Origin of the sequence: Methylomicrobium agile (assembly GCF_000733855.1) — a bacterium.
Taxonomy (GTDB): domain Bacteria; phylum Pseudomonadota; class Gammaproteobacteria; order Methylococcales; family Methylomonadaceae; genus Methylomicrobium; species Methylomicrobium agile.
Genome location: NZ_JPOJ01000001.1, coordinates 4,117,316 through 4,127,058 on the forward strand (window position 1 = coordinate 4,117,316; position 9,743 = coordinate 4,127,058).

Annotated in this window: 16 protein-coding genes; 5 read left to right on the plus strand and 11 right to left on the minus strand. The window is 50.4% G+C overall.

Features of this window, described 5'->3' with window-relative positions; genetic code table 11:
* Position 1 precedes the first annotated feature (1 nt).
* Genes CC94_RS0119015 through CC94_RS0119045 form a run of 5 tightly spaced genes read left to right on the plus strand, consistent with a single transcriptional unit; the run spans position 2 to position 4,343 of the window.
* Positions 2-274: a DUF2523 domain-containing protein gene (locus CC94_RS0119015; RefSeq protein ID WP_005372519.1), complete on the plus strand. Its 273-nt coding sequence runs from the start codon at positions 2-4 to the stop codon at positions 272-274.
* Positions 271-1,380 (plus strand): zonular occludens toxin domain-containing protein, encoded by a 1,110-nt coding sequence (locus CC94_RS23340; RefSeq protein WP_005372520.1) that lies wholly within the window; start codon positions 271-273, stop codon positions 1,378-1,380. Before CC94_RS0119015 ends, CC94_RS23340 begins: the two co-directional genes overlap by 4 nt.
* Positions 1,381-1,402: 22 nt before the next feature.
* Positions 1,403-2,011, plus strand: coding sequence for a DUF4417 domain-containing protein (locus CC94_RS23345; protein ID WP_005372521.1), 609 nt, complete (start codon positions 1,403-1,405; stop codon positions 2,009-2,011).
* 53 nt (positions 2,012-2,064) lie between these two features.
* On the plus strand, positions 2,065-3,366 hold the full coding sequence (locus tag CC94_RS0119040) for a hypothetical protein (protein WP_005372522.1): 1,302 nt from the start codon (positions 2,065-2,067) through the stop codon (positions 3,364-3,366).
* On the plus strand, positions 3,363-4,343 hold the full coding sequence (locus CC94_RS0119045) for a phage integrase (RefSeq protein ID WP_005372523.1): 981 nt from the start codon (positions 3,363-3,365) through the stop codon (positions 4,341-4,343). Before CC94_RS0119040 ends, CC94_RS0119045 begins: the two co-directional genes overlap by 4 nt.
* A gap of 210 nt (positions 4,344-4,553) precedes the next feature.
* Here the strand turns inward: CC94_RS0119045 and CC94_RS0119050 are convergent, their stop codons facing one another.
* Genes CC94_RS0119050 through CC94_RS0119100 form a run of 11 tightly spaced genes read right to left on the minus strand, consistent with a single transcriptional unit; the run spans position 4,554 to position 9,557 of the window.
* Entirely contained in the window at positions 4,554-4,877 is a 324-nt protein-coding gene (locus tag CC94_RS0119050) for a hypothetical protein (protein WP_157203481.1), read from the minus strand.
* Positions 4,877-6,052, minus strand: coding sequence for a hypothetical protein (locus CC94_RS0119055; protein ID WP_157203482.1), 1,176 nt, complete (start codon positions 6,050-6,052; stop codon positions 4,877-4,879). Before CC94_RS0119055 ends, CC94_RS0119050 begins: the two co-directional genes overlap by 1 nt.
* A gap of 3 nt (positions 6,053-6,055) precedes the next feature.
* Positions 6,056-6,559, minus strand: a complete 504-nt coding sequence (locus tag CC94_RS0119060; RefSeq protein WP_031431819.1) for a hypothetical protein — start codon at positions 6,557-6,559, stop codon at positions 6,056-6,058.
* A gap of 2 nt (positions 6,560-6,561) precedes the next feature.
* On the minus strand, positions 6,562-7,248 hold the full coding sequence (locus CC94_RS0119065; RefSeq protein ID WP_031431820.1) for a hypothetical protein: 687 nt from the start codon (positions 7,246-7,248) through the stop codon (positions 6,562-6,564).
* Between the two features lie 2 nt (positions 7,249-7,250).
* A complete protein-coding gene (locus CC94_RS0119070; RefSeq protein ID WP_031431821.1) occupies positions 7,251-7,616 on the minus strand; it encodes a hypothetical protein in 366 nt (121 codons plus the stop codon).
* Entirely contained in the window at positions 7,616-8,050 is a 435-nt protein-coding gene (locus CC94_RS0119075; RefSeq protein ID WP_031431822.1) for a hypothetical protein, read from the minus strand. Before CC94_RS0119075 ends, CC94_RS0119070 begins: the two co-directional genes overlap by 1 nt.
* A complete protein-coding gene (locus CC94_RS0119080; RefSeq protein ID WP_031431823.1) occupies positions 8,050-8,607 on the minus strand; it encodes a hypothetical protein in 558 nt (185 codons plus the stop codon). The genes CC94_RS0119075 and CC94_RS0119080 overlap by 1 nt, the downstream gene beginning before the upstream one ends.
* A complete protein-coding gene (locus tag CC94_RS0119085) occupies positions 8,597-8,776 on the minus strand; it encodes a hypothetical protein (RefSeq protein WP_031431824.1) in 180 nt (59 codons plus the stop codon). Before CC94_RS0119085 ends, CC94_RS0119080 begins: the two co-directional genes overlap by 11 nt.
* The gene (locus CC94_RS0119090) at positions 8,763-9,038 is read right to left on the minus strand and encodes a hypothetical protein (RefSeq protein WP_051911546.1); all 276 of its coding nucleotides are present in this window, start codon (positions 9,036-9,038) and stop codon (positions 8,763-8,765) included. Before CC94_RS0119090 ends, CC94_RS0119085 begins: the two co-directional genes overlap by 14 nt.
* A complete protein-coding gene (locus CC94_RS0119095) occupies positions 9,038-9,313 on the minus strand; it encodes a hypothetical protein (protein WP_031431826.1) in 276 nt (91 codons plus the stop codon). The genes CC94_RS0119090 and CC94_RS0119095 overlap by 1 nt, the downstream gene beginning before the upstream one ends.
* Positions 9,303-9,557 carry a hypothetical protein gene (locus CC94_RS0119100; RefSeq protein ID WP_031431827.1) on the minus strand — a complete coding sequence of 85 codons (255 nt, stop codon included), beginning with the start codon at positions 9,555-9,557 and terminating at the stop codon, positions 9,303-9,305. The genes CC94_RS0119095 and CC94_RS0119100 overlap by 11 nt, the downstream gene beginning before the upstream one ends.
* Positions 9,558-9,743: the final 186 nt, after the last annotated feature.

Below are 9,743 nucleotides of genomic sequence, written 5' to 3' on the forward strand. Positions count from 1 at the left end.
CATGCAAACTCTCGCTGCTTTTCTTATCTCGATAGCTGGCTCCTTAGCGTATCGTGTTCTATTCGCGCTTGGCTTTACAGTTGTCAGCTATGCCGCGTTCACTGCTTTGGCTGATAATGTCGTCATGCAGTTTCAAAATCAATACAACTCGATACCGGGTGAGGTGCTTCAGATATTGAACTTGGGTGGAGTCGGTCAAGCCTTCGGCATTATCCTGGGTGCCCTCGGTAGTCGGGCCGCATTAATGGCTGGGAAAAAGTTGGCGCTCAAATGATTACCTTACTCACTGGTACGCCTGGGGCAGGCAAAACCGCTTGGCTTGTTAATCACCTGTTTATTGAAGGCGTTGAAGAATACGGTCAGCGGCCATTATTTGTTCACGGCATCCCCGCGCTCACGGTTCCTCATGAGGTCATCAAATGCCGTTCCCCGCTATGCCGTGTCTGTGAGGCTGTACAGGGCGAACATCCTTATGCTGATGAATGGCATCAATGGGCTCCGGATGGTAGCTTGATTGTCCTGGATGAGGTGCAGAACGTTTTTCGTCCCCGCTCCGGTTTCTCTCCTGTCCCGCCTGCCGTTGCTCGCCTTGAAACCCATCGCCATCAAGGGATTGATTTCTTTATTGTTTCGCAAGGCCCTCAGTTGTTTGACGTGAATATCCGCCGTCTCGTTGGTCGTCATATTCATCTTCGGGCTACCAGTCTGGGCCGCTATCAATATGAATGGCCGGAATGCCATGATCTCAGTAGTTATGCCGGTACAGATAAGCGGCCTTACAAGCTTTCTAAGGCGGCTTTTAAGCTCTATAAATCCGCCGAACTTCATACTAAACCTGAACGTCGCAAGCCTTTAGCTTTCTATGTGATTATTATCGCCTTGTTGGCTTTGATTCCTTTAACGTATAAAGTTTATCAACGTATTCATGGTTTTATCGAGCCCGAATCCGTTATGGTGCAAAAAACAATTCCACAAGTTCAGCAAAACGGGCTTGCTCACCTCGCGCCTCTGCCTTTGCCATCTCCTGGCAATTCTAATCAATTCGATTTTCATCCGCGTGTCCCTGGACGGCCTGAAACCGCTCCGGCCTATGACGGCATGGTCGAAGTTGTTACGGCTCCTGTCGTAATCGGCTGTGCTTCTGGTCCGGGATGGTGTCGATGTTATGCGACTAAGGGATATCCCTATCCCGCTACTGAACAATTCTGTCGTGATTACCTTGCCGGCAAAGTTCCTACCTACATCCGTGCTAAGCATCTTTATCCGGTGCAAACTGACCAATCTCAGGATTCTTCTCGTATAAGTCAAATGGTAACTTCTAACATAGGTCGAATTAATTATTTTCCAGCCTCAAAATCAAACGAAATTAATAATCAGTAAGTTGCAAGTGTAGAGTCCGAGCGTGAAAGATCCAGCGAATCTCAGGCGCGTAGAAGCGGCAAAAAATTTAACCGTTCCCCATCTGGATAATTGGCCGCTCATTATCAACCGCAAAAAGCAATATCCCGGCTGTGAATGGCAACGTTGGACGCATCCGGACTATACCAAGCCAAGACATACCTTTGTCGATGATTGGCGCTTAGAAACGATCTGGCGCGCACCATATTATCAGGTTGACCGGGTTATCTTGGCTCGATGGGCAATGACGCCAGACTTCACTATCGAAACCTATCATTCGTACTATTTCACCGCTTGGCAGATATACCGCTCTCGGCTGATCGGTGCTTACTGGCAACAGCACTTAATCCATGTCATACCGGTTTTACAGTGGGGAAACCCTGAATACCTTGACCTGACCTTAGCCGGCCTGCGTCATTGTCAAATCGTCGCTGTACGCTCCCCTACGCGCCATTCAGAACGGGAATGGTTCAAGGTGGCTGAAAGGATAAATCACGCGCTACCGGGGCGTCTGGTGCTGCACTTTGGCAAAAAAGATGGGTTGTCGGTTTGGGATAACGCTTTGCATTTAAGACTCGATCCTGATCAGCGCAACCGAAAGACGGCCATGTAGCACGTCTCAAATATATAAATAGACAATCACATAAAGACACAAAGGGTAACACGATGTCAGTTAGCAAATTATTTGATCGTTTCTTTCGAAACCCAAAAGGTGAGTTGGAAGCCAATCCGAACGGTAACATCTTTCTGAAAAATAAAACTCAGTGGAATTCCGATCAGGTTCGCGTTCTTCATGCCGGCGTCGATACCGTAAAGCATATTTACGGTGGTTTGATTGACCATGAGGTTTACCAGCAAATCAAAGATCGGTTTGCCGTTGGCTATGGTCAATTCTTCGACCTGGTCGGTGCTGGCGGTGAACTCGTGCCGTTCATGGTATCCAGCGGCAAAAAGGGCGGTTATCGTTATACCCTGCTGAATCAGGATCTCGGTGTCATTATCCTGATCGGCTCCGTTTACGCGCAAGAAAACTTGAATGCCAGTCATTTAAAGATTGAGCTCTCCCCTCACTTGATCTTCAAGCATTCCGTTGATGAGCTTCAAATCATGATGGATGCGTTTGCAAAGCAGCTTATGACTCAAGTTCAGCCTGTCGGCGTAGCCCTGCATTTATGCTGCGATATTCAAGGCTTTGATGTGCCGAATGATCTTGATTTGCAATTGACGACCAAAGCACGCCGTAAAATATCGCGTACCGGCATGACAGAATTCAATATTTCCGATCATTCCGCTAAGTATGGCGGTGCACAATCCTTTCTTTTTGGTCGGGCTGACCAGCTTCAGTTTTCGGCTTATCGCAAAGATATACAAGCTCGTGAGGCGGATAAGATGCACTTCTGGGGTCAAGTCTGGGCTGATGCTTGCGATTCCGATTTAGAGCCCGTGTATTGTGCTGATGAGGCCGTCTGGCGTTTTGAAATGCGTTTTCACCATACCATCATTGATGAATTGGCCCGTGAGCAGGACGTTGAAATAAAGAGCTTCAGGCAGGCAATGTCCTATATCCGGGGGCTTTGGCAATACGCCATGTTAAAAAGCTATCGCCTGGATTTATCCAAAGATATGATTCATCCGGCTTGGCAATTCATGGCTGAATCAATTCATGTTCGGGCCAATGAACATGCACCGATCTTTACCAAACGCGCTAAAAAAAAGCCTGGGGAAGGCAATCAAAAAAACGTGTGCTTAGCCTACGGTAACTTGATCAGCATCTATGCAAGAAACCGCTACCCTGTCCGTTACGCCTTGCGTTGCCTGCGTGAATCCGGCCTATGGCGTGATCTCTTCCGCTACTTCGAGCGAAAATACGGCATCTTCGATGATTCCAGCATGGTATCGGCTTTAATCATGCGGGATGTTGAACAGCGCTTAAAAATCAAAACGGTAGGCTTTGGAATCGCCGCATGATCAAAAAGCAAGGCGATAAATGGCTGGTCGACATACAGCCTGGCGGCCGTGGCCATCGCCGTTTCCGTAAAACGTTCGATACAAAAGCTGAAGCACGTCGCTATCAAATAACGATTGAATCCAAAGCGGCTTTTGATCCGGCTTTTTCCTTGCCGAAAAAAGACCTACGCAAGCTTAGCGAATTTGTTGAACTCTGGTGGGAAAATACGGGGCAACATCTTTCCTCGGGTCTCGATACCAAGCAACGCATGATTCAAGCATCCTCTGCAATGGGTAATCCGATCATGGCTACATTCCAGCCGTGTATCTTCCTTGAATATCGTTCTAAACGGGCAAATGAAGGTGTTAAGGCGGCAACGTTAAACCGTGAGCTTCAGACGTTCAAAGCCGTTTTTAATGACCTATCTCGATCGATGCAATTTCAGGGAAAAAATCATTTCAATGCTATACGACTAATAAAGTGTCAGGACTCTGAAACTATTTTTTTGACGATCGAGCAGATAAAAAAGCTTTTTTCGTATCTTGCTAGAAGTGAATCTGATGCTTACTTGATTGCGTTGGTTTGCTTGTCTACCGGGGCGCGTTGGGGTGAAGCTCAAGGACTTCGATTAATGGATCTTGCTAATGGCATGGTGCATTACCGCCGTACGAAGTCTAAGCGTGCAAGGTCAGTACCGGTTACGAATGATTTGTATCAAAAGTTACAGGACCGCTTGCAACAAGGTCCGTTCAATGATGCCTATTCGACGTTTACTAGGCGGCTTTATGAGTCTGGTATAAAGCTACCGGAAGGCCAGAGAACGCATGTGCTTCGCCATACTTTTGCTAGTCATTACATGATGAACGGCGGTAATATTTTGGCCCTACAAAAGATTCTAGGGCATTCGTCATTGAACGTGACTATGAAGTATGCCCATCTTGCTCCCGACTATCTGAGAGAAATTTTGGAAATTAATCCGGCGTTGTCAATCCGTTGACAGTGGGCATAAAAAAAGGACTTGGTATTAACCTAAGCCCTTGATTTTGTTGGTGGGTCGTATTGGATTCGAACCAATGACAACCGCATTAAAAGTGCTAATCACGCTAACTTATTATATTAATTTTCAATAACTTATCTTCTTTTGGCCCCGTTCGCAACCCAATAGAGCCAAACTAGATTCTTATTAAAACCGGCAAAATCCAGGCAATCAAGGAACCGCATTCACATGCAGCAAAAAATCCTGATCCCAAGGATACCCGCCGGAATAATTTCCGCCGTCATAGATCACCAACAGGCATGTATAGGTCCCTGGCGCAAGCGCCGGTGAAGCGTTGGCCAATTTCGCAATAATTTTGTCGGTCTTCGTTAAATCAAAAAGCGTCGGCTGTGCCTGGCTGTCGAACAGCGTCGATCCCACGTACAATTTCACCCGGGTGATCCCGGAATGATCAATAACAAATCCGTCTTGCGTCAACGAGATATTTACTGTCCTGCTAGGGATTCCTGGATAGATTGTAAATACTGGTTGCATTAACTTACCTCATGGTCTGCATTCAATAGCCCGCGTATCGGATCAGGGTTGACCAAACTACGTAGCAAATCGTCATTCAGTAACCCCCGTTCCGGCTCAAGATTCACCATGTTTCGAGCTGGATCAAGGCTTTTTATGCCCAGCCTGCCGAGCAACAACAGGACCGCAACAACCTTGGCTATCGACGCCTCAACCGCATGTTGTTGCTCATCGGCGAACACAGCCAGCCATTGAGATGCGGCGATAGAATCGGTCGACGCCGCGGACTCCGTAGCGCTCACATAACGTACCACCACCGATGCCAGACTATCACCCGATGGCAACGCTTCCGACAAGGTAGCCAAGGCGCTCGAAACAGCGTTGGCCACCCCATTGGCTTCTGCAGATTCATGAGCCTGTCGCTCGAAGATGCCGCTTACCGACTGATCGTCTATCGCCTCCAGAGATTGCGCTATTGTCGCGATTATCACAATGCCGGACGACTGAGCATCATTGGTCGACAACGCTTCTGATATGGCTGTCATTGTATTGAGAGCCGCGGTCATGCCATCACTCGAAAATGCTTGATCAGAGCAGATGGCAATGGCCGACATTAAGGCTGTCACACTATCCAATGCTGATACGGTTTCATTTGTGATCGCCAGTGAGCCGGTGATTTCCGACTCCTCTATTTCGGATGCCGAAGCAGCGCCAAATGAAATTGCCGAAAAACTTGTGGACGCATACGCACTATCCAAAGCGCTAATTGAATCTGCAGAGTCCGCTACAAAGTCAGTCAGTGCAGTTTGATTATCGGTAACACCCAATGCCTCAAGCATATCAATAACGAAAATACCGAAACACGATGAAGCCTCATTTGCCGCGCCCGCTTCCGAGCGTTCGGCAACAAACGCGCCGGCACAGGTCAATAGAGTGTCTGCCTCAGCGCCGTCTGTTGCATCAGCTCCGAGAATATTGATAGCGGACGCGGACTCTGACGCCGCCAGAGGGGCGAAAATACTCGCCACCCCATCCAAGGCTGATATCTGAACATCGGAGGCAGCAATCACATCAGATGCGCTCGCTGACGTGACAATAACGACGGCTATTCCATCTCCGCTAGACGCGGACTCCATGACGGAATCCGAATATTCACGCCCGCCATAAAAGAATAGATAGAGATGGGGTGTAAACACGGTTTACGGCGTCAGGATGGCTTGAGCCTCTTCCGCAGTCACCAGCCCCTGCTGTTGCAAATACGCAATCCCAGCCGTCTCGGTCGCGCCGCGCAAATTGACTCCGTTTGCATTTGTCTGCAGCTTAAACAACAAGCGCCGGCAAACGGCATCGCCGTCGTAAGCCGCCGCGATAATGGCATCCATTGCCGACTCGGAAAACCGATTGCGGAAGTCTTCGTCCGTAACGTACACGGCGTTTTTCGCCACGATCTCTTCGGGCGTCAGATCGACGATTAGCCAGGCTTGTCGGTAGGTGCCGGCGACATATACCGGATCGATCTCGACAGCTTTCTGGGAGGATTCATCGTGCGCAGGAGGCGGCACAGGCTCAACCGGGAATACCCCATACTCAGCCAGGGTTTCATCGCTAGGATTTTCCGGAAACGATACCTGGGGAAAATCCGTGCGCAGTCTTGTCAAAGCATACGGATACTCGGGCGGGTTTGACGTTTTTACATAGTTCATCGTTATCTCCAGGATGCCACCACCAATCGCGGGTAGCTCACGGTGGCGTCCGACAAAGTAGCTGTTATTGTTAAAGAACCACCGGAAAGGTTATCTGCCGTGGCCGCCGTGAAGTTCATGCCACCCGTAGAGGGATAGGTATCCGATTGTTCTGTTGCATTCGTCCAGCTCGCGGTAGTTCCGGAATCGCAGTTTGCCCCATACTCTGCAAATAAAACGCCATCGGCTTCCGGCGTAAGAGTGACACCGAGGGAGGGCGATATTACTATCGATTCTGATTTATTTCTTCCGGTTATTGGTGTAGTGGATAAAACATCATAGAGCGCGGCCACTTTTAAGCTGTGAGGGTATATTTGAGTTCCGTCGTAGTTGACCACCACATCGGCAGCGGTCCCGGTCGGAACAACGGCATACCAAATTTCATGCGTTCCAGTCGTGCCAGAATCATGAGCGCTGACGGCTTTGGTTGCCGAAATTCCTCCGATTGTGAGTGACTGAATCAATCGCGGAAAAGAGCCTCCGGCGACGGCGGCGGCGACGGCAACAATCCTGGTCGCGGCAGCGACCCCAATGTTGACGTTGGAGTGAGTGACACTCGACGCCAAGGCGGACGTGTTAATCTTGCTGTCGGTAAACACAATGCTGGGCTTTTTCACCGGTTTAGCCGCCAATAGTTTCCGTGCCAGCATAATCAGCCCCGCCCGTAAACCTGGCTGCCCGCCTTGAACAACACAATCGCCGTATAGCCGGTGGTTTTCAGCGTCGGGGCGCTGCCGTCCAGCCACACCACGCCGCTGCCGCCCCAGGTTGCATCAGTCCAGGTTAAGGTTCTGGCAGTTCCATCATCAACCATTAGAGTGACACTCTGCCCGTCGAGAAAGTTTGTGCTCTTTGGCGTCCGGTTGGCGCCCAGGGTGATCGTCTGAATGCCTCCGTTCGCTGGATTAACCTCAAACGCCGCTGCATCGGTAATCGTATAAACCTTATCGGTAAATGTCTTTCCGGAAAATCCCGAGCCCTCGATCGTTTCCGTCGTCACATAGCGACTAATCGGCATTACCATTCCCTCGCGGTAAATGACTGGCCGGTCGTTTGGCCGATGATACTGATGGCGCCCGAGCTTTGACCGCCATACGGCGTTTCATATAATTCACCAGGTTTAATTTCGAGAGAATCTTTCGAATAATCTGCCGTGCCGACATCCGATACCCACAGCGAGCCTTCCGAGTTATTACGCAAGCTCCAACCGCGTCGATTAAGGTTTGATGCTGCCAATTGCTGTGCAGTGCCGCCGGTGGTGATCGTGCCGCTGATATTGATCGGCGATACCGGCGGCACGAAAACGGGCAACGGATCGGATGTCGACACCGGCGTAGCCGAATCGTCCGCACCATGCGCGATCTTGCTGATCGGGTAATGCACCCCGCCGATTTCGTCCGTAGCAAATGTGGGTCCTCCTGAACCGGGATTTGCCGTCACATGGTCGGCCATTACATCGACCCCGTCCAAGTCACATTCAGCGTATCGCCACTCGCCACCGCCTTGTCGCCGCCACCGAATACGCCAGCAGAATATAAAATACCGGTTGTGCCGCCCTTGGCGTTGTTCGTAATCAGGAAGCAACCCTTAATCGTCGTGGTCGCATTGAAACTGAAACTCGCTGCCTGCGTTGCCTTGCTGCCGCTTGCGGCCGCATTCCACGACAATGCTGGGCGCGTACCGGCGCTGTAGTTCTGGTCTTCCGTCCAGCCTCCATGCGAGGCCGCCGTATCCCCGGCAGCCGGACCAGTCGTGTACGATGTGCCCGAAATTAGCCCCATATACCAGGCGGCTGTATAACCTGATCCCGCAAAATACTTATCGAGCGCATCATTTTTACCTACCGTGGTGACCAGGTTTTCGATATCGTCCGTCCACTTCAGCCGGCCGTCCTTATCCCGGCATTCGACCCGGTACCGGCCGTGCGCCGTGGTCGCCTCGACCGCGCTGCAATTCGAAGCCAGCGCCGCCGTGCCGTAGCCCCTGGCCTTTGCTGCATCACGCATCATTGTTCAGCTCCAGTTCGTGCTCATGAAACCAGCGCTCGTGCGCCTCGCCGGACGCATCGGTATAGCGCACCAGACACTTTTTACAATCCAGATCGTTATCCCACTGGACTTCAACGATCTCGCCGGTGATGATCGGCTGGACCAGCCTTACCTTGCTATTTTTCTTCATGTTGATTACTGCCTCCCGGCGGTTGATGGGTACTATCGATGATCGCTTCCAGCGTCGCCGCATAATCGGTAATCGCTCGTTGCCGGTCGTAAAGCCGCTGATAGGCGTCCTGAGTCAAGCAAGCCAGTTCCTTGCCTGACACTCTCGGCAGCACCGGGCGTGCCGGCCGCGATAGCTCGACCGTCACGAATTCTTTTTGAATGACCGGATCGACGCACCCGGTGAGCGCCGCAAAACAGACGGAAAAAATTAACCTGCGCATCAGAAGTCATCCGTGTCGAAATCGTTGCGCTCACCGGCGTCGATTCGCGCCTGGGCATCATGGTGCTTCTCGGTCCTTTGCTCATGGACTGTCTTGATCGCATCGTCCGCCTTCTCAATCATCTGCAGCGCGTATTGATGCGATTTTGCCGAAGCAATAGCAACACTCTCTCTCGCCCGTGAAGTATCGAGTCGGCTCTGCAAAATCTTGATGTAAATGAAGCAGCCCATGATTCCGAGAAATCCGGTAGCGAGCACTCCAAGTTCAATCCACATGACGATTACACCTGTTAACATTCTTGGCGTGCCCGACATTGGCCGCAATGGCATTGATAAATCGATCGAGCACCTTGAGCACCGGATAGAATTTCGATTCTGGATCGGGCGGCGGCGTGATGGCAGAAATCAGCGCACAGGCTGCCATCGCTTTGGGAACGAAATCGCCAAGAGTTGTGAGCAAGGCAGAGAGTGCGCCCAGCATTTCGGACGCAAGTTGAATGGTGGCGACAGGATCGGCCATAGTGTCTCCTTGCCTCCCGGCAAATGAGTGAAATGTTCTTATAATTCACAATATAACATAGGCGGAAACTTGGGGAAATTCTTTTTCCTGTTATAACGCTTGCAAAATTTGTGATTATAATTCACAATTAAATCTCAGGGTTTTGCCTTGTTATCTCCTCTAAAGTGTTGTGCATGAAGAAAGGTC

Coding starts and splice junctions, on each gene's coding strand:
- CC94_RS0119015 (WP_005372519.1), top strand. CDS start 2: ATGCAAACTCTCGCTGCTTTTCTTATCTCGATAGCTGGCTCCTTAGCG.
- CC94_RS23340 (WP_005372520.1), top strand. CDS start 271: ATGATTACCTTACTCACTGGTACGCCTGGGGCAGGCAAAACCGCTTGG.
- CC94_RS0119040 (WP_005372522.1), top strand. CDS start 2,065: ATGTCAGTTAGCAAATTATTTGATCGTTTCTTTCGAAACCCAAAAGGT.
- CC94_RS0119045 (WP_005372523.1), top strand. CDS start 3,363: ATGATCAAAAAGCAAGGCGATAAATGGCTGGTCGACATACAGCCTGGC.
- CC94_RS0119050 (WP_157203481.1), bottom strand. CDS start 4,877: ATGCAACCAGTATTTACAATCTATCCAGGAATCCCTAGCAGGACAGTA.
- CC94_RS0119060 (WP_031431819.1), bottom strand. CDS start 6,559: ATGAACTATGTAAAAACGTCAAACCCGCCCGAGTATCCGTATGCTTTG.
- CC94_RS0119065 (WP_031431820.1), bottom strand. CDS start 7,248: ATGCTGGCACGGAAACTATTGGCGGCTAAACCGGTGAAAAAGCCCAGC.
- CC94_RS0119070 (WP_031431821.1), bottom strand. CDS start 7,616: ATGCCGATTAGTCGCTATGTGACGACGGAAACGATCGAGGGCTCGGGA.
- CC94_RS0119075 (WP_031431822.1), bottom strand. CDS start 8,050: ATGGCCGACCATGTGACGGCAAATCCCGGTTCAGGAGGACCCACATTT.
- CC94_RS0119080 (WP_031431823.1), bottom strand. CDS start 8,607: ATGATGCGTGATGCAGCAAAGGCCAGGGGCTACGGCACGGCGGCGCTG.
- CC94_RS0119085 (WP_031431824.1), bottom strand. CDS start 8,776: ATGAAGAAAAATAGCAAGGTAAGGCTGGTCCAGCCGATCATCACCGGC.
- CC94_RS0119090 (WP_051911546.1), bottom strand. CDS start 9,038: ATGCGCAGGTTAATTTTTTCCGTCTGTTTTGCGGCGCTCACCGGGTGC.
- CC94_RS0119095 (WP_031431826.1), bottom strand. CDS start 9,313: ATGTGGATTGAACTTGGAGTGCTCGCTACCGGATTTCTCGGAATCATG.
- CC94_RS0119100 (WP_031431827.1), bottom strand. CDS start 9,557: ATGGCCGATCCTGTCGCCACCATTCAACTTGCGTCCGAAATGCTGGGC.